We start from the raw sequence: 22,457 nt of genomic DNA, 5'->3' as shown, positions 1-22,457 counted from the left end.
AGGAAGAGTGCGCTCTGGCCAGTGCGCTCTTTTTTATACCCCCCATCACCACCACACACCATGAAAACTATCGTATTGACCCCGACTTGGTCGGGCGTCATGGGCGTGCTCGTCGCTTCGTTGCGCGATGGCACCGAAGAAGGCAAGAAGCACGCTGAAGCGGAACTGTTCGATCTCGCGAAGAAAGTCGACCAGATGAACGACCACTTCAGGAAGGAACGCGAATCGATCCTGGGCAAGAAGATGGCTCAGCTCGCAGACCGCGGTGCGGTTGAGGCTGGAAAGCTCGTCACCAAAGAAGGCCTGATGGCCATCGTCACCCAGGCGGGCCGTGTCGAATGGTTCAACCTGAACCAGTTCGGGGGAATCGCGCCGGCAGACAATCTCGCTCTCACCAAGCAACTGGTCGACGCACTCGACGGCATGCTTTCGATCGACGACTGGCATGACGACTCGATCGCGAATCCGCAGATGATCGCGAACGCTCAGGCCGTGCTGGCGCTCGGCAAGGAAGCGTTGCAATGAGCAGCCCCTTCAAGACCCCGCTCATCCTGTCCGAGTCCGACCACGATGGCACGGGCCTGCTGCTCAAGGAGGTCGGCGAGCAGGTGATCTGCGAGTTCGACCGTACGCCGCAGATGAAAGAGCACGCCGCGTACATCAAGCAGGCCGTCAATGAACACCCGGAACTGTTGCGCAAGCAGGAGATCATCTTCGACCTCTCGTTCACCCTGGGCAACCGCTGGAATACGTTCTCGGACCAGCTGACCGGCGACATCCTGGACCACCATGACGGCTCGCGTGGATTGAGCGACCTCGTGAAGACCTGGGCCGACGAGTTCGATGCCGACTGGGAATCGCGCAGCGAGGACGAGCAGCAGAATTACCTCAGTGATGTCGACGAGTTCGCGAATCGCAAGATTGCCGAGCTGATCGATTCCGCTAAGCGCCCCGAGCCGCGCGCGCCGCGGCCGATCAAGGTCACACACAGCTACAACCGCGCGCTCGCCGAGAACACCTTCCATTACGTTGGTGTGAAGTGGCAGATCGTCTTCAAGTCCGATGACGGCTCCGACTTCTGCCGCGAGGCCCTGCCGGCAATGAAGACCCTGAACGAGGTCCTCACGTTCATCCGCGAAAAGTGCAACCTGCTCGGTTTGGGCAGCGCTGACATTCAACGGTGGTGATCATGAAAGAACCCGTCCGTTACTTCACAACACATCCGTTCACGATCGAAACCCTGCAATGTGTCGGCGAACCGCCGCGTTACATCATCTCCCGTGCAAAGGGTGGTGGCCGCTACAGCGACGAGCTACTGAAAAAGGAAGAGGCCGAGCTGCTGCTGCACACGCTGACGCGTGAAGAAGCCGACAAGGAGCAACTGCGCTACCGCATCTGGCAGCTTGAACAGGCGAGTGAAAAGCTGCTCGACTCGTTGAAGGAAGCGCGGCAACACATCACGCACCATTCTATGTGCGCAGCTGAGTCGGAGTTCAACAAGGCCTGCGACTGCCGCTGCAGTCGAATTTCCGCCGCCATCGAACAAGCAGAGGCCGTCTTGAGCGGCACGGGGGCATAACCCATGAAGATCAAGACACACGAACTGCTCGGCGCGACGCTCGACTGGGCAGTTGCCAAAGTCGAGGGCAAGCCGATTGTCCACGACCCGATGGGGTTCAAGAGCGGGTCGGAAGCTGGCTACTGGATATGGGACAAGACGCCGAAAGGCCTCATGACCAAGATCGGCCGAGGCTACACGCCGTCAACCGACCGAGACCAGGGATTCGAGATCGTCGAGCGCGAAGGCATCGCGACCCGCAAGCACACGAAGACCGGTAACTGGTACGCGATGACGAGTGCGGATCTCGGCAACGACACAACCGCCCGTTGGGAAGAGATGACGGCGCGCGGCGGCGAACGCTACGGCGTGGAGTCGTGGGCGGTCCACAAGCGCCGGCAGCGCTTCATCGGTGGGACGCCGCTCATCGCCGCGATGCGCTGCTTCGTCGCCTCGAAGCTCGGCGCTGAGGTGGACGTGCCCGATGAACTGGTTGCGGACCAACAATGAAATTGAGCGACGTGAGCAGCAGCCGCGGCGCACCGAAGGGTCGCCGCGACACCCACGGCGACTACGATGCCCACATCAAGCTGATCGTCCATCACTGCCCATTCGTCGATGGCGACTACGACGAAGGTGGGGCGTACTGGGGCGCGGGAGAGCCGCTGTGGCGGGCTATCGAGCCCGAGGGGGACGTGGAGTTCTTCCTGCGCGGCAAAGACCGCTGGGATGTACTGGAAGATGTTCGTGAACTGTATCCGAACGCGGAAATCATGGACACGCCACGTGAACGCTGGTTTGAGGAGTTCTTGACGGGCTACGAAGAGGCCGCGTTGTGGTCGAGCATCGACACAATCAAAAACGACGATGGGGAGGAGGAAGCGGTGCATCTCGAAGACGGTTACGAGCTGCACTACGAGACGAAAACGAAGTTCCGCGAGGATTGCAAGGACTTCTGCGACTTCGCCGAGCCGCAGTTGCGCCGTGCAATTGATTGCACCGGCTATGGAGCGGTCCAGGCCGGACACGATTTTTGGCTCACCCGCGCTGGCCACGGTGCCGGCTATTGGGATCGCAGCCAGCTTCCGCGCGATTTGCGCGACCAGCTGTCCGACGCCGCACGTCAGGCCGGGAACCGAGAGCTGTACATCGGCGACGACGGGTTGATACACCAAGGGTAGAAGATGAGAAAGATGGACGTTAGCCCCCGAAAGTCCTACGGGGTAAGAGCCGGATCATGGAACGAAATGCTATCCATGATGGAAGTAGGCGAACGCCACTACATAGAAACGACTGTTGAAGGCTATCCGCAGTTGATGCGGACCATCAATACCCCCGCCAGCCGTAGGCCGGCAGAAATGCGCGACTCGAAATTTAGTACAAATCTTTTCACCGCAGTTATGGCGACGCGCGTCGGGGAGATTCGCTACCTCCTCTGTATCGAGCGGAAAGCATAACCACCACACCGAGGTAATCACCATGTTGAGTGCAATCATCACGATGTTCACCGGCAAGTCGCCCGCTAAGGAAGCGAAGAACCAACTTCGCATGACACGCCTCGCGCTGCTCGAAGCGCGTGGCGCACTCGAACATTTCCAGGCCGAAGTCGCGAAGCTTGAGGCACGCGAAGCCCGCTTGGCTGCGCACGTCTCTGATGACGAGCGCCAATACCAGCGCGAAGCTCAAGCCTCGATGGCAGCTGCAATCTGAAAGTTCAAGTTGAACGAGGCGCGTCTGGCCACGCGCCTCGTTCACCGAATCTGCTAACAAACCACCACCACAACAACGATGACCAATATTGATAAGTCCGCGCTCGACGAGCGCGCGCGTCAGCTCGTCCGAGAAGAAGTGCATGCGTGTGTCAGCATGTTGATCAGCGACCTCAGCAAGCTGGTCGCTAGTGCCAATCCGCACGTGCTGCGTGAGGTAAGTGTCGACCAGGATGAGCTGTTCGGGATCTGCGTTCAAGACGACCATAAGTCCGCAGCAGAACACGAAGACTACGTCTTGTTCGAGAACGAATGTCGTGAGTACGTCGCGCTTCAGCCGGAAGACGACGTAAAAGGGAATCTCACTCTCGACAACCTCGAATACTTCGAACACGCTGGGAAGTTCTATGTCATCCCGGAAGAGTCAGTGGACGAGATCAATGAACTGGATGCGCCCGATCAGGCAAAGATCAGCGAAATCATCGCAAGCGCGAAGGCGCGTGAAGACAGCGGCGATACCGATGGAATGTTCTTCGAAGCGGAAACTGAACACGCAGTGTTGACCGCGTACCTCAACAAGCACTACGCCGACGACTGGTACAACGACGAACAAGAAGCATGGCGTGCAGCGTGCGAAACGAACAATATCGACCCGGATACCTGCGAAGCCTACGAGCATTGGATCGTCTCGGGCTGGCTCGCCGGAAAGCTCGAAGAGCGGGGTGAGATGATAAATCGCGACATTTGCGGTCTCATCGTGTGGGGCCGCTGCACGACCGGGCAGGCCATCTACATGGATGGTGTCATCCAAGAGATAGTGCAAGACCTTCTCGACTGAGGTAGGGCATACTTCTAGTCCTTTTATATACAGAGGGGGCGGAAGTGAACAAGGTGATTCTCTGCATTGCTCTTACGGGGTGTTTGACGGCGTGTGCGTCAAGAACTCTTCCATTTGAGCAGGCAAAGGACGTTCCTGCGGACAGGATCTATTCGACGAAGTATGCGCAACCGGTGGAAGGTGCGCAGAAGATCACAGTTATACGCACTGGTGGCTCGTTTATCGCGGGTGGCGGTGCGCGCTATGAGTTGTTGGCTGATGGTGTGAAAATCGCATCAATGGCGACCGATGAGCGCGTCAACCTATACCTTCCCGCTGGCGAGCACATGCTTTCGGCACGTAATGGCGTGTGGACCAGTATTGAGCCACAGTCCATCCTGATCAACGTTCCAAGTCGATACAGAACATACCGTCTCGACTCAGCGAGCACGGTGTTGTTGCAGCCTGCCCTTGAATGAACGACGTCTAGTCGCGAAGCCATGTTCAAAGCCCACCGATCGGTGGGCTTTTTTATTTTCTCAATTCAGCACAAAAGGATCTGCACATGTTCATGTCTGATACGCAAGTTTTGCGGACGTACCTCGTAGCGGCGACTGTTGAGCAAGCACGCAAGGTGGGTTTCGAGGAATCGTTTCGTTCCCTCGTCACGCAGCAGTTTCATGACATGTCGGATGCAGACGTCCGCTCAATGGCAAGGATCATCGTATGACGCCAATGAAATTCCACCAGACCTATGAGGTCATCACGGACGAGAGTGCTGAACAGGGTAATGCCGACGAGACGGGCTTCGATTGGCAAGACGTTTCATACACGTTCAAGGAGCTGGTTCACCTGCTCAGATTCGAATACGCCGGTGCTGAACCGAGTGACTACCCGTCGTCGAACCCCCGCTGGATCACTTCTCATGGGGAACGCGATCATCGTGACGGCTCCTTCCGCAACATCTCCTTGCACCCTGCCAACGACCGGGCACACCGCTGGTGGCCGAAGGCGTTAGCGGCAGCAGGGATCACAAAATAGGCACACCATGCACCAGTACAACGGGAATACATTCGAGCTTGAAGGATACAGTTTCAGGGCTCATTTCGAACGAGACGACGACATCAGCGAGCTGTGGGCCAACCATGATGGCCACGGCGTCGCGTCAGACTGGACGCGTAGGAACAAGCGACCCGGCGAAGTTGTGCTGGTGTCGGATCGAGCCTCGCGACGCTATTACGACATCGCGGCGTCAAACCAGATCGCCAAGAATGACGGATGGGGTTTGAGCGAGGAAGATCAGGCGGAATTGATCAAGCGGCTATCCAAAAAGATCGTGCGACGCGTAAAGCGCGCCGAATATCAGATCGCCAATGGATTGCGCGTACCTCGCCTTGCGTTGGAAACAGTGGAAACGCCTGGAATAGACCCCAGCAAACGTTTAACGGGTTGCAAAATTCGCGCAGAAGCCGTTCGCCGTGATTTCGAATTCCTACGACAATGGTGTAATGAACAATGGGAATACATGTGGGTCAAGGTGACGATACTTCGTTCAAACGATGATGGAGAGCTTGTTGAAGGCGAGCACTTCAGCGACAGCGTCGGTGGCGTCGAGTCGCACAAGGAATACCACGTAGCAGTCGCGTTCGAATGAGCAAAGAGCCTGATTTTTCAGGTGAAAGCTGCACAAGATGCCAATAAAATGGAGGAGCTTGAACGTCGGCATTGGGCCGAACGGGATGTCCCGACTATCGTATAGTCAAGATGGAAGGAGGAGCGTTTCTTCAATAGAATGGCATCTCCATCAACCGACGCGGTAGGCAATGCCGGGATCAACGGTTAGAGCAAACTGCACGGTTAATATTTCAACAATATAATGATCATCTAATGTATGATCCAGCGATCCCAAGGTGATAGAAAGATGGCATTGCAGACGGCAGCACAGAAACGAAAGTTCGTGAAAGACCTGATCAAGAATGTGCAGGATGACGTGATGAAGCGCATCGATCACATGCCAACCGACTGGGATGCCGTTGAGCTGCGGCAGTACATCGGCAAGAAGTTCGAGAATGAGAAGGATGCCTTTGCATTGCGGGGCAACACCGCGCGGGGCCGCGCTTTCAACAACGAGATCTCGGACAACCGTCACCTGTAAAAAACGAATACCGATGCACCGATAAGCTGGCCCTTGTCGTTGTGTCGCGGATTGAGACATGACCACCACCACCACAACCTGGACGGACGACGACGAGCGTCTGCTGCGCGAACTGGCATCGCGCAAGGAAGAAGTAGAGGCCCATCAGCGGGCGTCTGTCGAAGCCGTCGTGAGCACGTTTGCTTATCGCGACATCAGCGAGACCGACATCACGGACGGCCTGATCGAGCGGGCAGAGCAGATTTGCCGCGCGCTCGTGCCTTACCTCCCGCGACACAGCGAGGCTGAAGCTGCGACTGTGCGTAAAAAGGCCATCGATGCCATCGCACTGGGTCTCAGCGAATGTGTCAGGACGTTCCCGGTTTCTACGCCGGCCGTTGTCCTGAACCATCTCATCGCCGCGGGATTGCTACCCGTGTCGATGAGAGGCCGTACCTGATTGGCCGACCTGGCAGGCTGATCACCTCTCTCAACCAAAACATACCCTGAAGGAATTGAAGATGGAACCCACCACCACGACCAAGAACTCCGCTGCTCCGAAGAAGAATAAAGGCGGCAATGACGGCAAGTCCCCGCGCGCGCTGCGCGGCGCTCCGAAGGCTGCATCGAACTGGTCGGCCGCGGACGAAACCCGCTTCCAGGAGCAGCAGAAGGCTCGTGAAGCGTTCGTCGCCGAACGCACCACGTCGCTGAAGAAGATCGTTGACTTCATGCTGCACGGCGTGAAACCGGTTCACATCGAGCCGGTGAAGGGCGCGGACGGCAACGTGATCACCGAAGGTTACGCTCTGCCGGTCGCAGCGACCGAAGAGCAACTGCTGGCCAACCTGGCGGAGCATGGCGATGCGATCCTGACGTACCTCTCGAAGCACTACAAGCTCCAACCGACGCTGCTGAAGACGCAGTAATCGACGAAGCGTAGTAGTTCATCGATCTGAAGCCGCATGGTTTAGCCATGCGGCTTTTATTTCGACATTTTCGAGAGAAAACATGGCCACTCAAAAATATGAGGGGAAGCGGTTCAAGCCTTCCACCCTCGAACTGATCGGAATTATCAACGATATCGTTGGCGAGTATCAGCGCCAAGGGTATGTCTTGACCACGCGGCAGCTGTATTACCAGCTCGTCGCGCGCGACATCATTCCCAACAATTTGCAGGAATACAAGCGCGCTGCGTCGATTATCAACGACGGAAAGCTTGCGGGCCTGATCGACTGGGACATGCTGGAGGATCGAACGCGTGCGTTCATTCGCCGCTCGCGTTGGACGTCGCCGACATCAATCATCGACGCCTGTGCGGATCAGTACCATCAGGATCTCTGGATCGGTCAATCACGTCGTGTATTCGTCATCGTCGAGAAGGAAGCGCTCGTAGGGGTGCTCGAACGAGTGTGCCATCGTTACGATACCCCGCTGCTCGCCGCGCGTGGCTATCCGTCGTCGACGGTGTTGCGCGAGTTCGCGCTGAGCGACATTATTCCCAGCATGCGTGAAGGCCAACGCGGCCTCATTCTGCATCTTGGCGATCACGACCCGAGCGGGATCGATATGACGCGCGATCTGCTTGAACGGCTCCGGATGTTCGGAGGGCACTCGTTCGAGCTGAAGCGCATCGCGCTCAATATGGCTCAAGTTGAGGAGCTGAACCCGCCAGAGAATCCGGCGAAGTCCACGGATGCTCGGTTCAAGTCGTATCTTGACCAGTACGGTGAATCCAGTTGGGAGCTTGACGCTTTGCCGCCGCAGTATCTTGACCAGCTCGTGTCGTCGCATATCGACGCTGTTATCGATCAGGGTGCGTGGAGCGTGAACAAGCAGATCATCAGCGACGCGAAGCTGATGATCGGCAAGGCGTCGACATACATCGCTGACGGTTGCCCCGACTATGAGTGAGATTGTTGATCGTAAAGCGCAACTTGAGGATCTGATTGGGCGCATCAAGGGCCGTATCGAGAACTTCGGTCGGTCTGATGTGTGCTGGCCGTGGAGGGGGGCCAAGACAAATGCTGGAAAAAAGGTAACGAAGATACGGAAATCCGAAGGGGTTCCCATTTACCAATCTACCGTAGTGTCGTCGTATGGATTGGTGAAGGTGGGAGGTGGGCGACGGAAGACAGTCCATAAGATCACGTTCGAACTGGCCAACCCAGAATTGCTTGGCAAGCCACAGTATCGACTTGTCAATAGGTGTGGTAACACGCTATGTTGCAACGATACTCACTGGCAACTCGTCGGCCAGGAGCGCCACGATCTTGGGGCCTTGGTTGAGGATCTGAAGGAGCGTATAGAGAACTTCGGCCAACCTGACCAGTGTTGGCCGTGGAAGGGACCAAAGACACACCTCGGTGCGCGTCAGAAGAAGGTGCGGACGGCTGAGTGGGTTCCCTTCTACCAACTAACTGTAGATTCACCATATGGTCAGGTAAGGGTAGGGGGAGGGAAGCGCAAGGCGGTACACAAGATCGTCTTTGAGTGGGCGACACCGGACTTGCACAAGTCTGACCGGTACATACTCACGAATGAGTGTAGAAACACCTTGTGCTGTAATCCAGCGCACTGGCATATCCATGACAGCGTGCCACCTCCCACTGCCGGCGACGCTGAAGCTGAAGGGGGCGCGCAATATGGCGAGGAGAACCTTCGAGATGCGTGTGAAGCACTGATGGAAACTCTGTTGGAAGTGACCCAACCGCGGACCCTTGCGGACGTGATGAATCATCCATACATGATCGATTTTCAACCCGAGCTGATAAAGGAGGTACTACGTGACATCGGAAAAGGGCACCTTGTTGAATCCGCCGCAGGTGATACAGGTCCACCACCTGGATAACCACATGGAGCCGAAGTATTTCACCCACGAGTGTGTGCTAGACGCGTGGGTTCGGACCATGAAGACGCTGGAAAAGCTTCGCGTCATCAAGGGCTTCTTTGTGCTGCCGGTGGGCTACATACCGGACGGCGCGAAGATCGAGATGCGATAGATGGAAGTCATTGCATATCGAGCCGAGAGCGGCAAGACCCGTGATGTCGTTGACATCGCGCTTGTTGTGCTCCTGAAGGTCGATATCAACGCCTTTGTCGACCTGAAGGAGAAGTACCTGCCACACGGGCTGAAGCAGGCGATACGCATGCAGGATCACCCGTTTTGGCAGAACGAGGGATTGCAGATGTGGGAGGAGGTAAAAGCCCTTGTCAACGCACGTCTCGATCCCGGATACTGGTTTGGGCAATCGGTGGAGTCGCCCGCTGTAGTTGGAATCTTCCGTACGGAATCAGAATGAATATCACCACCACAGAGGCGAGACCTCACCCCCTGGCCGATGTACCCAAAGCTGTCGACGCACTGGTCAAGACCGGCGAAGCACTCCGCAAGTTCTCAAACGTGAAGGTCGCCGACGACCAAGGCACCGAGTCCCCGATTTCACGTGATACGTGGTACTCGGCCGTCGCGAACACGATCAACTCTGGCCAACTGGCCAAGAAGCAGATCGCGCGCCTGAAGCGCCTGCGCGATGAACTCCGACGCACGAAGGTGAAGGCATGAGTCAATCACCACTGGCTCGCAACCTTGCGATCGTCGCCGCTGCACACGAAGCCGCGGAGAATGACCGGATGCGCCGGGAATTCGAGCAGCACGAATGGCTCGAAGGCCTGTCGCTGGAACGTGACCCGAAGGACGACGGGTACACCAACTCGGAAGTTCACCGCTACTGGATGTTCTGGCATGACGGGTGGAGGGCAGCGACGTGATGACTCCCGTCAAGACCGCGCGCACGACCCACGACCTCGGCCGGCCGGTCGGCTGGAATGACGACCGCGATGGTAAGTGCAAGTCTCTACCCGTCGTGCGCGACAACGAGCAGAACGTCTGGATGTCGTACTGGCAACCGAGCCAGGAGGACATCGAGAAGCTGCGTAACGGTGCAACGATCAAGCTGACGGTTTTTGGCATCGGACAACCGCCTGTTGCGATCGAAGTGCCGGAAGAGATCGTGTTGTATGCAGGTTAAGCAGTAAAGCCTCACGGTAAGCGCCCCACCACCACGCTTTCCGTAAAGGCTCACCGTAGCAACGGGTGTCACCACCACCTGAACAGCAACCTTCAATCTATAAGAGATCGAAACATGAAATCTGGCTACATGTCTGTGACTTCGTCGCAGATCTCCGCATTCGCATATAACGAACAAGATCAGCGGCTCAACATCGTCTTCGTCAAGAACGGCGACGAGTACCAGTACAGCAACGTGCCGAAGGAGGTCGTCGACCAACTGGTCGTGGCCGAATCGTTTGGCGCGGCCTTCAGCAGCCTCATCAAGAAGCACCCGACTCGTTTCCCCTACATGAAAGTCTGAGCCTTGCGATGACGAAGGAGGAACGCGATCAACAGATCGCGGATCTCTACGTCGACGGCAAGTCAGCCTCGGCTCTCGCTCGTGATTTCGCTCTGTCGATTCCGTCGATCAGGGCGATCATCGCAGCCAAGGGGGTCAAGGCGTCTCAGCGGAAGAAGGTAGAGAACGCTGAACAACAGGGACAACCTGTGAGGCGTACGCTTGGCCGCACTCATGAGCGGCTTGGCGAAACGCTTGCGTTCAGCAGAGCGATCGAACTCAAACACACCCGAAAGGAAGCTTCCGAACGGCTCGGTTGGACCGTTCATAAGGTCGCGGCCGTCGAGACTGGACGTTACGAAGTGACGCTCACGGATCTCATGGACCTTTCGGGGTACACGAAGAAGCACGTCGGCGAATTGATACGGCTATGAAGGACCTATACAACGAGGAAGCAGACCACAAGATCGAAGTACGGACGTACGGAATCCACTGGAACGCTGAAGGCGTTGCGTACTTGCATCAAGGTCGCAACGCATCGAACTTCCTGTCGCTCAAGGCACCATCCCCGTATGCGGTGGTGCCGGCGCGCAGGCTTGCATGCAACCACCTTTTCCCAGTGAGCGCGGCGGTCCCGGACCCGACACACTGGAAGCAATTCCAGGCTCTGGCTCGGGACCCGCTGGTCAGAGTCATGCTGCCAATCCCGAAGGGGGATGGTGAGGCTGGGGTGTTCGTGATGGAGGACACGAACGACGAGATGACGCTCACGCTGCTCACGCTCTCGCGCATGAGTAGCCCCATCCAGCCGATTGTGCGGCCGATTTGGCACTTCTCGCCGACCGATATCAGTGCAGAGCTGGAGCGAACCAACGTCCAGCCGCTGGTGTTGACGCAGGCCAACCCGAAGTACCAGAGGGTCGTCGACGCGATCATCGATCAGTCGGTGTACATGCCGCGTCGCGTGATTATCACCGGCACGTATGACGTCGTCGCGCGCAAGCCGGCCCAGCGGCTCAAGACGGGCCTGCTGGCCGGCGAGGAGGGGCTGATTGTGTCTCTTCCCCTCGAAAGCCTTGGCGTGGCTGTATTGCGGCGCTATGCGCGTCGCGAGGACATGCTTTCCGATCTACCCACCGCCCGAGGGAGGTGAGCATGAGCACCGCAGTCGAACTCCGCACGCATATCGAGCGCCGGACGCATATCGACGTCACGTTCCGCTGGCGCGACCGGCACGGCGATAGGCACGATCCGGCAAAGATGGAGACCCGTCACGTGTTCAACACGCTGAAGATGATCTGGAACAACACGGTGCCGTCGTATTACCGGGTTGGGCACAACGTTCGTCTCTACAGCTTCGGCCCGTCATATCCGCGGGAGTACATGATCAAGGCCGTTTATCACCTTGGCCACGAACTATCCAAGCGCGTGTTGACGAGCGAGCAGTTGCGTCTTCTGCGTCAGATGCACAGCTACTTCACGAACGTGTCGGGGTTGCTGACCTGATCCGTTACGTGCCCGTCTGCTGAAGAACGATATGGCCGCGCTTCCCGATGTTGATGAGCTTGTTGCGCCGGCCGCAGTGTGGGCAGAACACGTAGATGCCGAACGAGTCGATTCCGACTTTTTCGGCATCGAACGGGAATTCAAGGTGGCACTTGATGCAGAGCCAATTCATGACGACCTCCTAATCGGAGCGAAGAATCGAAATGAACGATAGGACAACACTGGAAGAAAGCAAGACATTCCACGTTGGGCAGGTGTGGCGCGCAAAGCGTCCTTCAAACGCCAACGGGTTTGTGAACGACCGGGTGATCATCCACATCAACTTTCTCGGTGCGATCACCTATGACGGTCCCGCCGTGGGAATCGGACGACGTTATCCGGTCGTGACACGTGAGACGTTCGCAAAGTGGGCAGGCAGACAGGTCAAGAGTGAGCTGCCGGATAACGAATGGCAACGTTGGGACTTTCGAGATAGGAGCAGGAACAAATGACGATCGAGAAGAAAGTGCCGCGCGAGCACCAGATCGCGGATCTCGCTTTCTACATCATGACGCCTCGCTGTATGAACCTGTCGGACCCGGCGACGCAGAAGACTGGCTCGGCCTGCATGTACACGCAGTACCTGTGGGACGAGCTGGGATTCAAGTCGTACTTCGTCATGCCGATGTCGCTACTGCGGAAGAACAAGGACGAGCTGCTTGAATTCACGAACTTTCATCCTCGTGAGATCCAGATCATCGACGGTGAGGCGAAACGGCGCGAGCGTCAGATGCGCAACGAAGATGCGAAAGTATTCATCATGGGGTTCCAGCGCTTCTCCGACGACTGGCAACGGATGAAGCAATGGCACCCCCAGTTGAACGCCGCGATCTTCGACGAGTGGCACCTTGGCTACTCGGGCCACGACTCGGGACGGACGCAAAACATGTACATCGCGATGCGGAGCATCGAGCGCTTCATGGCCATGACGGGCACGATCATCAAGGGCACGCTCGCGAGTGCGTACCCCGCGCTACAGGTGATCGAGCCGCGCTTCTACGGCACGTACGGTGCATTCCTGGCCCAACACCGACTTCAGGACGAGTATGGCACGACGATCGGATGGCACAACCATCAGAGACTTGGCCAGATCCTTCAGCACGTGGCCGTGCGCCACACCTTCGAAGAGGTTCACGGCCCCGAAGCGAAGGTCATCGTCACCGAGCTGTGCGACATGTCGCCGAAGCAGCGCAAGGCGTACGAGGAGATGGAGGAAATGGCGCTCGTTGAGCTGGAAGACGAGTTCCTTGAAGGCCAGTCGCCCGCCGTCAATGCGATGCGTTGCCGGCAGATCATGGCGCACCCCGAGACCTTCGGGCTGGCCAAGGGTGAGACGACCGGCAAGGACGAGCGCTTGAAGATCCACTTTGCGGACGCGGTTGTGTCCGGGGAACCGATCGCGGTGTTCGCCGCGCTCGTGCCCGAGCAAGAGCGCATCGTCGCCATTGCGAAGTCGATGGGCCTGCGCACTGCGTTGATCAACGGCCACGTGTCATCGACGCAGCGGGCACGCATCGACGAGGCGTTTCGCCGCGGTGATCTCGACTGCGTGGTTGCATCGCCGGATACGGCCGGTGTCGGCTTCAACTGGCACCACCTTGAAACGATGGTCTTCACTTCACTGAACTACATGGACGACTCATTCGTGCAGGCGTATCGCCGGGGCATCCGTGGCAAGCGCGCGAGACCGCTGCGGATCTACGTGCTGGAGTATCGCGACTCCATCGACCAGCGGATCATGCAGATCATCGAGAACAAGTCGCGTGATGCAAACCTCGTCGACCCGACGAAGGAAGTCTTCAGGTTGTCGGAACAGCGCCGGCAGAAGGAAGAGGAAATGTTCGATTCAACCGAGGCTACTGATCAGAAGATCTCGATGGCCGAATTCGCGTAAGGAGGGCGCGATCTATCGTATAGAGCAGCATTGTGTAGTTAGTATCACGAAGGTACGATCTTATTCCTCGACGTGTCCACCACCACGGCGAGAGAGCAGAAGCAGAAGCAGAAACAGACGCATAAACAGCTAACATTTGAAGGAATTTTATGGACCCGATCCAAGCAGCAATGCAGCGCGCGAAGGATGCAGCGGCAGGCGCCATCGCGAATGCAGCAGCAGGTGCAGCAGCAGCGCCGACGACCGGCACGGCGGTCGCCGCAGTCGGTACGGCCGGCGGTGCTGTCGCAGTTCCCGGCCAGAAGCTCTCGATGGAGCAACTGATGTCGGCGGGCATGGCGGTCGACCTCTGGATCAAGCCGAAGGAATTCGGTCTCCAGGTCGGCGCAAGCGCAAAGCTCGTGCAGTCGTTCGAGGCGGTTATCGATATGACGGAAGGCACTGGCTTCATGGTCAAGATGTCGATCAAGGCCGGCAACCCGGCGCAATACTGGTCGACGTACGACGGCGTCACGAGCGACAAGGGCATCCCCTGGTCCGAAGCACAGGCCAAGGCCATCGCTCTGGACGCGAAGGCCCGTGCATACCGCAGCGCCGACGTGCCGATGATCCTGACGTCCGACATCGTCTCCGCAGACGGTGAAGTTCTGGCCAAGGCTGGTCAGCGCGTCGGCTACGCGACGTCGACGACCAACTGGCGCGCGTGGCAGGACTTCTACCAGAAGGTCATGGAAGCGAACGCTGGTGGCCAGCGCGTGGACGTGAAGGTTGGCTTCCTCCGGATGACCAACAAGAACAACAACGCGTGGGGCATCATGACCTGGGAATACCAGGGCATCGAAGCGGAAGCCGAGCCGGCGTAAGCCACAAGCTGTACGGAAAGCCGCGAGTCAAAAGCTCGCGGCTTTTTTCATGTCCTGCGAGGTCATCATGGGTTTGCATTTCATCGACGGAAACAACCGTTTCCGCACCATCTTTGAAACCAGCGGGTCGATTCGCAACGTGCTGGTCGACATGAAGATGCTGCCGATGTTCGACACCATCATTTGGATTTGGGATGGACACGGCGCGAAGGACCGACGCCGCGCGCTCTACCCCGGATACAAGGTTGGCCGGCAAAGCGCCGTAGACGAGTTCTACAAGACGATGGACCTGTTCAAGCAGGTGCTGCGCTTCACGCGCTGCATGTCGCTTGAGATCCCCGCATGGGAAGCAGACGACGTTATCGCCACACTACATCGTCTCTACAAGGACCAGACCGACTCGATCACCATCCACTCGACTGACGGCGACTACCTCGCGCTGTGCGACGGCAAGCACACGAAGCTCGAAGGGCGCGACAAGGTCGAGTACGACAACACCGACTTCACCGAAGTGCGCCTGTACAAGACGCTCGTCGGTGACAAGTCCGACAAGATCACCGGCATCCCCGGTTTCGGCGACGTGGCGTGGGAGCACTGCGACCGCGAACGCTGGATGCAGTTCTTCACCGAGGGCTACGTGCCCTGCTGGGATAGTGAAGCCGGCTCCTTCAACCTCGGCAAGAAGCCGCTGGCGTGGGTGAAGGAAAACGAAGCAGCACTGAAAGGCATGTGGGAGATCACGGGCTTCTACGAAGTTGACCCGGACCTGATCGCAAAGCATCTGGTTGTCGGCCAGCACGACGACAAAGCGATCAACCACATCCTTTCAGATTTCATGATGTGACCACCACCACAAGGATCAAAACATGGCCTCTGCTGAACGTATTCAGCTGCTCGTCATTCAGGACGAAATTTCGAAGCTCCCCGAAGACGATCGCACGAAGATCGACGGTATCGCTGCCCAGTTCCGGGCGATGCTCGATGCGGAACCGACTCACGCGATGATGGCGCTTGCGCTGGTCGGCGCTGAAGCCGCCGACAAAGTGGCGGGGTAAGCGATGGACAAGGATCGCAAAGTCCTTGTCGATGCGCGCAACATCGACGCTCTCTTTCCGCAGATCATCGCGGAAGTAGCGTCGGCCGGATTTATCGGTTTCGACATCGAGACCGAGGACTCGCGCAGGCATGCAGGCCTCGCCGAGATCATGAAGGTCGACGACGAGGGAAGGGGGACGAACAAGAAGCTCATCTTCGACACGAACCGCACGACCGTGTGTGGCTTTTCGGTCTACCCGGATGGTAACCATCTCGGCTACTACGTCAACCTCGCGCACGCCGACGCCGAGAACCGTGTGCCCTGGGAGGTCGCGCGCCAGATTCTCGACGCACGCCAACCGGACTCTTTCTTCATCATCCACAACGCTCAGTTTGAGTGGGTCATGATGATGAAGTCGCTCGGCTTCGACATTCCGGAAGATCGCGTCATCTGCTCGTTGCAGCTTTGCGTTTCGGCGTATTCGCCCGACACGTACTTCCGCGACAAGTTCATGGAGCCTGGTCTCGGCGGCATCGAGAAGATCCTGCCCGTGGTTGCTCGTGTGTTTTCCGGCTACCAACCGGGTCAAGATCTGAACTCCGAGCAAGAAGAACTGTTGCAGAAGGTCATCGGGAAGGAGTCGAAGGCCGCGCATAGCTGGAATGGTTACGTCGACTCGATGCGGATTGGCTACGATCTGAAGCGTGCCGTGAAGAGCTGGTTCGGGTACGCGATGGCGACGTTCGAAGAGACGCTGGGCGAAGAAGTTCACATGGGCATGTTGACCGGCGAGGAAGTCTACGAGTACGGCGTGGACGATGCCTACTGGTGTGTGCAGCTGTTCCACCGTGTGCTTCAGCACATGATGGAAACCAACCCAGCGGTCTTCAGCATGTTCATGGAACAGGAGATGCCGTTCGTTCGCATCGCGGCCGAGACGTGGGGCCACGGCATCAAGCTGAACGGGCCGGCTGTGCTGCGTCGGCGGGACGAAGAGCGTGCCAACGAGGCCGCGTGCCTGCGCAAGATGAAGGTTGCGGTGCGTGCGATGCTGCCGTTCCCGGACGAGCCGCACGACAAGCTGCTGAAGTACGACAAGTGGTACGCGAAATGGCAGACATATCGCGCTCAGATCGAGAAGTGGGCGAACTCGCCGGACAGCGACGACGACTTCATTCAGTGTATGCAGACACGCGGGCCGGTTTCGAACGCGTGGGCGCTGGAGCGCAAGGTTCGCGAATCGACGGGCGTCAACCTCGTCCACTACATGCCGATGCGGACGATCATCTACGACCTGATGCGCGGCTCTTACATGCAGTCCAACGGCAAGACGCAAAGCGACGGCGACTGCCGCGAAGAGCTGATGCGCCGCTGGATCAAACGTCACCGCGACGCCGGTCTGGAGATCGACGATAACGGCGAAGTGGCGCCGGCGCTGAAGCTGGGCGTGACCCTGAGCAAGCGTATGCAGATCGACCACTTCGAAGCCGGCATGATGATCTTCCAGTGCTACGACGAGCTGGCCTCGATCTCGCAGCGGATGAAGCTCTACCTGACGCCTTACCTACGCCTCGTAGACCCTGACACGGGCCGTGTGTACCCGCAGCTGCGCTCGCTGCTCGCGACGCGCCGCAGTTCGTGCCAGGACCCGAACGGGCAGCAGCTCAGCAAGTACGGCGAGTCGGTGTACGTGCGTGGCTTCTTCGAAGCCGACGACGACGACGCCGAAGGCGAGGAGCACGTGCTGGTGTCGGCCGACTGGTCCGCCGTCGAGCTGGTGATCGTGGGCGATTACTCGAACGACTCAGGCTTCCGCGAGGCCTACGGCCAGCGACCTCACGCGGATCTGCACAAGAAGGCCGTGACCGGTCTGATGAACCTAACCGACGAAGAGTACGCCGTCCACCCGGATCGGAAGATGCTGCGTCGCGACGTCGGCAAGGTGGCGAACTTCAACTACTGGTACTCGGGCGCACTGGGCACCGTGGGCGAGAAGCTTGGCTGGTCGAGCGACTTCATGTGGGAGATGGTCGATCGCTACCGGGGCACGTTCCCGGACGCGGAGCAGTGGCGTGTCGACACGATCCAGGAAGCCCGTGACAACGGCTACGTGCAACTGCCCGACCACCATCGGCGCGATCGCTATGAGTCGACGTACGAGTGGGTGAACGTCACGAGGCAGAAGTTCGCGTCTTTCGGCGACCCGGCCATCGCGGCGTTCGGCGAGCTGGTGATCAAGAAGATCAACCGACGCGCCGGCAACCAGGCAGTTAACGCGAAGGTTCAGGGCTTGTGCGCGGCGCTCGCGAAGCGTGCGATGAAGCGCATGAAGGCCAAGATCAAGGAGATGGGATACCGCGCCCGCTTCTACCTGCTGGTCCACGATGAATTGATCTACTCCGTCCCGCGCTCGCAGGTGCTCGACTTCTGCGAAACGCTGTACGAAGTGATGATCGAAGACGCCGGCCTGATCAAGAACCTGAAGCTCGACTCGTCGCTCGCGATCGGCCGCACGATGCAGCCGTGGGATCTCAAGAAGGCCCCGGACGGCCAGATCGAACTCATGGAGATGCAGAACGGCCTGCCGTGTGTCGGCGAAGACCGCTGGGAACAGCGAGCCACGCGTGAAGAGCGTCTGGCCATCCTCAACTACATCCTCGACGGCATGCCCGTGTCAGCTAACGAAGCACTGGAGTGTGCAGCATGAGCAACAAAGTGATTAAGTCGACCGCGACTGTCGCGTTCGAAACCATGAGCGGCTACGAGTCGCGCGCCGGCTCGCAGGACCGTCCTGGCACCGAGGCGCTGGAATGGGGCCTGCGTGAGATCGTCCGCGTTATGACCATCAACGGTGACAAGGAGAAAGTCGCCGAGATCGTCACCGAAGCAACCGCTGCCGTTGAGAGGGATCTGGCGACATGAAGACGAAGCTCACGCTCCATGATCTGACGCGTGAGCAGCGCAACGACCTGCGGAAGATGTGTATTCCGCGGGTCGTGCTGGACCTCTTGCAGCTGATCCAAGAAAAAGACCACGAACTGGCAACCCTGAAGAACACCACCACCACGAAGGACCAATCATGTACCGCTTTAACCGCCTCATGGCCGAGTGCCGTGGGACCTCATCTCGCATCGAGAAGACGGAAGCCCTGACGAAGCTCGGCGCACATGACGACGAGTTCGCAAAGAAGATGCTGGTTGCCGCGCTGTCGCCATTCGTCACGTACGGCGTGAAGAATTTCGACATGCCCCACACTAACTCTGCAGCTGACCACGACGGCGGACAGCTTTTCACGCTACTGCTACAAGATCTGGCGGGCCGCGAAGCAACCGGCAAGGCTGCTGCTGGCCGCATCAAGGAGGTGCTAGGCCAGTATACCGTCGAGACTGCGGAGAACCTGGCCTGCGTGCTGCGCAAAGAGCTGCGCATTGGGATCGGCGTTACCGAGATCAACAAGGTCTTCCCGGACCTGATCCCGATCTTCGATGTGATGCTGGCTGAGAAGTGGGAACCTGGCGTCACCGACATCACGTACCCTGCGCAGGCCGAGTTCAAGATGGATGGCCAGCGCGATACGGTGTTCGTTATCCCCGGCCAGTCGTGCGAGCATTACTCGCGCGAAGGTCTGCGGCAACCGTGGATCGAGGGCCTGTTCGACGACGAGATGCAGTTGATTCGCCAGCGCCTTTGCGGCGACGAGGCAATGGTGCTCGACGGCGAGGCAATGGTCCACGTGGTCGACCCGACGAAAAAGCATCCTTCATGGACGGCCACGATGAACTGCAAGAAGGAGGGTGCTGACCGCTCGAAGCTGCGCTACTACGCCTATGACTGGTTGCCTATGTCGGAGTGGGTGAAACGTCAATGCTCACGGAGCCAGGAACTTCGTAGCGTGATGATCGACGAGGCGATGATCGACCTCTCCCTCAACAAGATCCTCCCTTCATACAAGGAGATGGTCAAAGATCGAGCCGAGGTCAACGCCATGTTCGACCTGGCACTCGGACTCGGTTACGAGGGCTTGATCATCAAACAACCGGGTGGGCTGTACGAGTGGGACCGTTCGACGTCCTGGCTAAAGGCGAAGCCGCTGCATACGGCCACGCTGCGAATCGTCGGCGTCTATGAGGGAAAGAAGAAGGGGAGGAACGAGGGTCGCCTCGGGGGTTTCCATCTCGAAGGAACGATCGAGGATGGCACCGAGATCAAGACCGATTGCGGCGGTGGGTTCTCGGACGATCAGCGTGATCTCTTCTTCAAACATCCGGAGATGGTTGTGGGCCGGATGGCTGAAGTCGAGTACATGGAAGTAACGAAGAAGAACGCGTTGCGTAACCCGGTATTTCTGCGGTTTCCGGACGGTAACTAGCATATAGTCGCCGAACTTCTTCGGTGGTTATCTCCATATAATGCTTAGCACACCACCACCACATCAGTAAAAGAAAAATGAGCATTGTATGGAAAGACGCGGAGAGCGAGTTCGAGTCGTTCTTCGCGCCCTTCGGCAAGCGCGCGCATGTGCAGCGCTTGACCGACACCGCCTACGTTCGCGGTTCGACAGGGCGGGCCGCATCGTTCAAAGATGCGCAACCGTCTGACTACATCATCACTCTTGAAGGGACCACGTTCTACGCTGAGGTCAAGAGCACTCAAAGCGAGCCCTCGTTTCCCTTCAGCATGATCAAGAAGAGCCAGTGGGCAGCAGCCCGAATGGTCACCGCAGCTGGCGGACATTACCGCTTCTACATTCGCCGCGAGACGACGAAACGCTGGTACGTCGTCCCGGCAGTTGTATTCATCACCCATACAGCCAAATCGATCCGCTGGCACGAGATCGATGGCTACCTCATCTAACAAGGATCAAAACATGACCAAGTATCTCGACGTGATGGTCGACCTGGAAACGACTGGCACTCAGCCTGAGCGCACGGCAATCATCGAAATCGCGGCGGTTCGCTTCGATTTCGCATCGGGCGAGATCATGCCCGAGATGTTCAACCGCTGCCTGATGATTCCGCATGGTCGCTTCTTCGACGAAGAGACCCGCAACTGGTGGCTCAAGGACAAGCGCGAGATCCTGCAAGGCATCTACGCGCGGATGGAGCGCCCGGAGGTTGTGATGCAGGCGTTCCGCGATTTCCTGCTGCGTGACGTCGACACGTACAACGAGAAGCTGCGTTTGTGGGCGAAGCCGTCGCACTTCGAATATCCCTTCCTCGAAAGTTATTTCAAGGAATTCGAGATTGGCAATCCGTTCCACTACCGCGACACGAACGACATGAACTCGTGGATTCGCGGGCGCTACTGGCCGCAGCAACCGCCCGAGTTCGAACGAAACATCCCGTTCGAAGGTGATGCTCACAGCGCGTTGTTCGACGTGCTCCATCAGCTCAAGGTCCTGTACGCAGTGCGCGACCACTCCACGAAGCACCCCAGCCTCGCAGCAGCTGGCGACATCGTCGAAGCATAAGCGGTAGCGCAACCGAGAGAGCAGCGCGCTACGGCGTGCTGCACCACCACTTCACTAGGTTGTGAATCATGAAAATCGAAACTATCGCCGGCCTCCGGGTCGGCTTTCTTGGCGACCCCCATCTCGGTCGTGCTTTCCTGACCGGTGTCCCTCTTGATCGTCGCGGCGAGCGCGAGCGAACGCAGATGCACGAATTCGTCGAGTCGTTGTTCGCGGACGTCGACGTGAACATCTGCCTCGGCGACATCTTCGACACGTTCGTTGTTCCTCCCGAGATCGTCCTGGCCGTCGCGTCGTCGTACCGCGAAGCAGCGCGCGCTCGCCCCAACACGTGGTTCATCCTCACGCGTGGCAACCATGATGCTTCGCGTGACGCCGACAAGCGCAGCTCGTTCGACCTGCTGTACCAGCTGCTCGACGGCATCGAGAACATTGTCATCGCGAAGGACGACGTCCAGGTCGTCGAACACGGCATTTTCCGTCTCGGCGTCGTGCCCTGGCACCCGTTCATCAACTCGAAGGACATGGCGCGCAAGCTGGTCGACGACGGCTATAAGGAGTTCGATATGGTCGTCGGACACTGGGACCGCGTCACGTTCGAGGACAACCCGCACAACGCGGTCCCGCTATTCGAACTGCGCCCGCTCACGAAGCTGGTCGTTAGCGGCCACGACCACCGGCCGTACGACGAAGTGCTCAACGGCGTGCGCGTCGTCTTCCCCGGCTCGATGCAACCGTACGCCCACGGCGAGAACGACGAAGACGGTCGCTACGTCACGCTCACGCTCGATGAGCTGCGCGCAGTCGTCGCTACCACGCCGGCCCAGTTCCACGATGTGGCTGTGCGAGTGCTGCTCAAGCCAGGTGAGCAGATCGATTTCCCGGTCGACGCATGGGCGCTGACGACGAAGCCGATCGCCGACAACGGCGAAGAGTACGTCGACATCACCATGCAGACCGAGTCGTTCGACATGCTCGACATCCTGTCGCGCTGTCTGACGAAGCACAACGTCACCGCCGCGAGTTCGAACGAAGTGCTCACCATGTACCAAGAACGCCGTAACGCTGCTTGAGGACAC

37 protein-coding genes are annotated in these 22,457 nt (G+C 58.2%); 36 read left to right on the top strand and 1 reads right to left on the bottom strand.

Going from position 1 to position 22,457, the window contains the following annotated elements; all coding sequences use genetic code 11:
* Positions 1-60: 60 nt before the first annotated feature.
* The 24 genes from GQ56_RS0100990 (at position 61) to GQ56_RS0100870 (ending at position 12,076) form a co-directional block, all read left to right on the top strand.
* Positions 61-525, top strand: a complete 465-nt coding sequence (locus GQ56_RS0100990; protein ID WP_152601592.1) for a hypothetical protein — start codon at positions 61-63, stop codon at positions 523-525.
* Complete coding sequence (locus tag GQ56_RS0100985) at positions 522-1,187, top strand: hypothetical protein (RefSeq protein ID WP_031396867.1); 666 nt, start codon at positions 522-524, stop codon at positions 1,185-1,187. Before GQ56_RS0100990 ends, GQ56_RS0100985 begins: the two co-directional genes overlap by 4 nt.
* Before the next feature lie 2 nt (positions 1,188-1,189).
* On the top strand, positions 1,190-1,579 hold the full coding sequence (locus GQ56_RS0100980) for a hypothetical protein (RefSeq protein ID WP_031396866.1): 390 nt from the start codon (positions 1,190-1,192) through the stop codon (positions 1,577-1,579).
* Between the two features lie 3 nt (positions 1,580-1,582).
* Complete coding sequence (locus GQ56_RS0100975) at positions 1,583-2,068, top strand: phage protein NinX family protein (protein ID WP_052007092.1); 486 nt, start codon at positions 1,583-1,585, stop codon at positions 2,066-2,068.
* Positions 2,065-2,739, top strand: a complete 675-nt coding sequence (locus GQ56_RS42910) for a hypothetical protein (protein ID WP_052007090.1) — start codon at positions 2,065-2,067, stop codon at positions 2,737-2,739. The genes GQ56_RS0100975 and GQ56_RS42910 overlap by 4 nt, the downstream gene beginning before the upstream one ends.
* A 75-nt stretch (positions 2,740-2,814) precedes the next feature.
* A complete protein-coding gene (locus tag GQ56_RS43745; RefSeq protein ID WP_146047084.1) occupies positions 2,815-3,015 on the top strand; it encodes a hypothetical protein in 201 nt (66 codons plus the stop codon).
* A 22-nt stretch (positions 3,016-3,037) separates the two neighbouring features.
* Entirely contained in the window at positions 3,038-3,268 is a 231-nt protein-coding gene (locus GQ56_RS0100965) for a hypothetical protein (RefSeq protein WP_031396864.1), read from the top strand.
* A 78-nt stretch (positions 3,269-3,346) separates the two neighbouring features.
* Positions 3,347-4,105: a hypothetical protein gene (locus GQ56_RS39060; RefSeq protein WP_043300974.1), complete on the top strand. Its 759-nt coding sequence runs from the start codon at positions 3,347-3,349 to the stop codon at positions 4,103-4,105.
* Positions 4,106-4,149: 44 nt separating this feature from the next.
* A complete protein-coding gene (locus tag GQ56_RS43740; RefSeq protein WP_152601591.1) occupies positions 4,150-4,563 on the top strand; it encodes a hypothetical protein in 414 nt (137 codons plus the stop codon).
* Between the two features lie 247 nt (positions 4,564-4,810).
* A complete protein-coding gene (locus tag GQ56_RS0100950) occupies positions 4,811-5,125 on the top strand; it encodes a hypothetical protein (protein ID WP_152601590.1) in 315 nt (104 codons plus the stop codon).
* Between the two features lie 7 nt (positions 5,126-5,132).
* Positions 5,133-5,738 carry a hypothetical protein gene (locus GQ56_RS43735; RefSeq protein ID WP_152601589.1) on the top strand — a complete coding sequence of 202 codons (606 nt, stop codon included), beginning with the start codon at positions 5,133-5,135 and terminating at the stop codon, positions 5,736-5,738.
* A 303-nt stretch (positions 5,739-6,041) separates the two neighbouring features.
* Positions 6,042-6,239, top strand: coding sequence for a hypothetical protein (locus GQ56_RS0100940; protein ID WP_152601588.1), 198 nt, complete (start codon positions 6,042-6,044; stop codon positions 6,237-6,239).
* Positions 6,240-6,297: 58 nt separating this feature from the next.
* Positions 6,298-6,678, top strand: a complete 381-nt coding sequence (locus GQ56_RS0100935) for a hypothetical protein (protein ID WP_031396861.1) — start codon at positions 6,298-6,300, stop codon at positions 6,676-6,678.
* 61 nt (positions 6,679-6,739) lie between these two features.
* Positions 6,740-7,147: a hypothetical protein gene (locus GQ56_RS0100930; RefSeq protein WP_031396860.1), complete on the top strand. Its 408-nt coding sequence runs from the start codon at positions 6,740-6,742 to the stop codon at positions 7,145-7,147.
* An 82-nt stretch (positions 7,148-7,229) separates the two neighbouring features.
* Entirely contained in the window at positions 7,230-8,132 is a 903-nt protein-coding gene (locus tag GQ56_RS0100925) for a hypothetical protein (protein ID WP_043300972.1), read from the top strand.
* 872 nt (positions 8,133-9,004) lie between these two features.
* Positions 9,005-9,220, top strand: coding sequence for a hypothetical protein (locus GQ56_RS0100910; RefSeq protein WP_031396858.1), 216 nt, complete (start codon positions 9,005-9,007; stop codon positions 9,218-9,220).
* Complete coding sequence (locus GQ56_RS0100905; protein WP_031396857.1) at positions 9,221-9,520, top strand: hypothetical protein; 300 nt, start codon at positions 9,221-9,223, stop codon at positions 9,518-9,520.
* A complete protein-coding gene (locus GQ56_RS0100900; protein WP_031396856.1) occupies positions 9,517-9,783 on the top strand; it encodes a hypothetical protein in 267 nt (88 codons plus the stop codon). Before GQ56_RS0100905 ends, GQ56_RS0100900 begins: the two co-directional genes overlap by 4 nt.
* Entirely contained in the window at positions 9,780-9,989 is a 210-nt protein-coding gene (locus GQ56_RS43730; RefSeq protein WP_152601587.1) for a hypothetical protein, read from the top strand. The genes GQ56_RS0100900 and GQ56_RS43730 overlap by 4 nt, the downstream gene beginning before the upstream one ends.
* Positions 9,986-10,249 carry a hypothetical protein gene (locus tag GQ56_RS0100890; RefSeq protein ID WP_152601586.1) on the top strand — a complete coding sequence of 88 codons (264 nt, stop codon included), beginning with the start codon at positions 9,986-9,988 and terminating at the stop codon, positions 10,247-10,249. The genes GQ56_RS43730 and GQ56_RS0100890 overlap by 4 nt, the downstream gene beginning before the upstream one ends.
* A gap of 129 nt (positions 10,250-10,378) precedes the next feature.
* The gene (locus GQ56_RS0100885) at positions 10,379-10,591 is read left to right on the top strand and encodes a KTSC domain-containing protein (protein WP_031396854.1); all 213 of its coding nucleotides are present in this window, start codon (positions 10,379-10,381) and stop codon (positions 10,589-10,591) included.
* A gap of 8 nt (positions 10,592-10,599) precedes the next feature.
* The gene (locus tag GQ56_RS0100880) at positions 10,600-11,004 is read left to right on the top strand and encodes a hypothetical protein (RefSeq protein ID WP_017880893.1); all 405 of its coding nucleotides are present in this window, start codon (positions 10,600-10,602) and stop codon (positions 11,002-11,004) included.
* The gene (locus GQ56_RS0100875; RefSeq protein WP_031396853.1) at positions 11,001-11,723 is read left to right on the top strand and encodes a hypothetical protein; all 723 of its coding nucleotides are present in this window, start codon (positions 11,001-11,003) and stop codon (positions 11,721-11,723) included. Before GQ56_RS0100880 ends, GQ56_RS0100875 begins: the two co-directional genes overlap by 4 nt.
* A 2-nt stretch (positions 11,724-11,725) precedes the next feature.
* Positions 11,726-12,076: a hypothetical protein gene (locus GQ56_RS0100870; RefSeq protein WP_031396852.1), complete on the top strand. Its 351-nt coding sequence runs from the start codon at positions 11,726-11,728 to the stop codon at positions 12,074-12,076.
* A 4-nt stretch (positions 12,077-12,080) separates the two neighbouring features.
* On the opposite strand, the gene GQ56_RS45480 is transcribed toward GQ56_RS0100870, so the two are convergent.
* A complete protein-coding gene (locus GQ56_RS45480; RefSeq protein WP_161788537.1) occupies positions 12,081-12,248 on the bottom strand; it encodes a hypothetical protein in 168 nt (55 codons plus the stop codon).
* Between the two features lie 31 nt (positions 12,249-12,279).
* Between GQ56_RS45480 and GQ56_RS40470 the strand changes: the two genes are divergently transcribed.
* The 12 genes from GQ56_RS40470 to GQ56_RS0100815 all read left to right on the top strand — a co-directional run bounded on the left by GQ56_RS40470 (position 12,280) and on the right by GQ56_RS0100815 (position 22,451).
* A complete protein-coding gene (locus GQ56_RS40470; protein WP_075122829.1) occupies positions 12,280-12,567 on the top strand; it encodes a hypothetical protein in 288 nt (95 codons plus the stop codon).
* Entirely contained in the window at positions 12,564-14,009 is a 1,446-nt protein-coding gene (locus GQ56_RS0100860; RefSeq protein ID WP_031396851.1) for an SNF2-related protein, read from the top strand. The genes GQ56_RS40470 and GQ56_RS0100860 overlap by 4 nt, the downstream gene beginning before the upstream one ends.
* A gap of 149 nt (positions 14,010-14,158) precedes the next feature.
* Positions 14,159-14,872, top strand: a complete 714-nt coding sequence (locus tag GQ56_RS0100855) for a hypothetical protein (RefSeq protein WP_152601585.1) — start codon at positions 14,159-14,161, stop codon at positions 14,870-14,872.
* 49 nt (positions 14,873-14,921) lie between these two features.
* On the top strand, positions 14,922-15,716 hold the full coding sequence (locus GQ56_RS0100850) for a hypothetical protein (RefSeq protein WP_081894791.1): 795 nt from the start codon (positions 14,922-14,924) through the stop codon (positions 15,714-15,716).
* 22 nt (positions 15,717-15,738) lie between these two features.
* Complete coding sequence (locus GQ56_RS0100845) at positions 15,739-15,927, top strand: hypothetical protein (RefSeq protein WP_017880900.1); 189 nt, start codon at positions 15,739-15,741, stop codon at positions 15,925-15,927.
* Between the two features lie 3 nt (positions 15,928-15,930).
* Positions 15,931-18,615, top strand: coding sequence for a DNA polymerase (locus tag GQ56_RS0100840; RefSeq protein WP_031396848.1), 2,685 nt, complete (start codon positions 15,931-15,933; stop codon positions 18,613-18,615).
* On the top strand, positions 18,612-18,830 hold the full coding sequence (locus tag GQ56_RS0100835) for a hypothetical protein (RefSeq protein WP_031396847.1): 219 nt from the start codon (positions 18,612-18,614) through the stop codon (positions 18,828-18,830). Before GQ56_RS0100840 ends, GQ56_RS0100835 begins: the two co-directional genes overlap by 4 nt.
* On the top strand, positions 18,827-19,060 hold the full coding sequence (locus GQ56_RS45475; protein WP_161788536.1) for a hypothetical protein: 234 nt from the start codon (positions 18,827-18,829) through the stop codon (positions 19,058-19,060). The genes GQ56_RS0100835 and GQ56_RS45475 overlap by 4 nt, the downstream gene beginning before the upstream one ends.
* Entirely contained in the window at positions 18,988-20,277 is a 1,290-nt protein-coding gene (locus GQ56_RS0100830; protein ID WP_081894790.1) for an ATP-dependent DNA ligase, read from the top strand. Before GQ56_RS45475 ends, GQ56_RS0100830 begins: the two co-directional genes overlap by 73 nt.
* Before the next feature lie 77 nt (positions 20,278-20,354).
* Positions 20,355-20,762, top strand: a complete 408-nt coding sequence (locus GQ56_RS0100825; RefSeq protein ID WP_031396845.1) for a Holliday junction resolvase RecU — start codon at positions 20,355-20,357, stop codon at positions 20,760-20,762.
* A 13-nt stretch (positions 20,763-20,775) separates the two neighbouring features.
* Complete coding sequence (locus tag GQ56_RS0100820; RefSeq protein WP_031396844.1) at positions 20,776-21,378, top strand: 3'-5' exonuclease; 603 nt, start codon at positions 20,776-20,778, stop codon at positions 21,376-21,378.
* Positions 21,379-21,446: 68 nt separating this feature from the next.
* A complete protein-coding gene (locus GQ56_RS0100815; RefSeq protein ID WP_075122828.1) occupies positions 21,447-22,451 on the top strand; it encodes a metallophosphoesterase in 1,005 nt (334 codons plus the stop codon).
* Positions 22,452-22,457: the final 6 nt, after the last annotated feature.

It is taken from the genome of Burkholderia paludis (assembly GCF_000732615.1).
GTDB classification, from domain to species: Bacteria; Pseudomonadota; Gammaproteobacteria; order Burkholderiales; family Burkholderiaceae; genus Burkholderia; species Burkholderia paludis.
The sequence above is the reverse complement of the archived record's forward strand: the minus strand, read 5'-3'. Positions and strand labels throughout refer to the sequence as shown.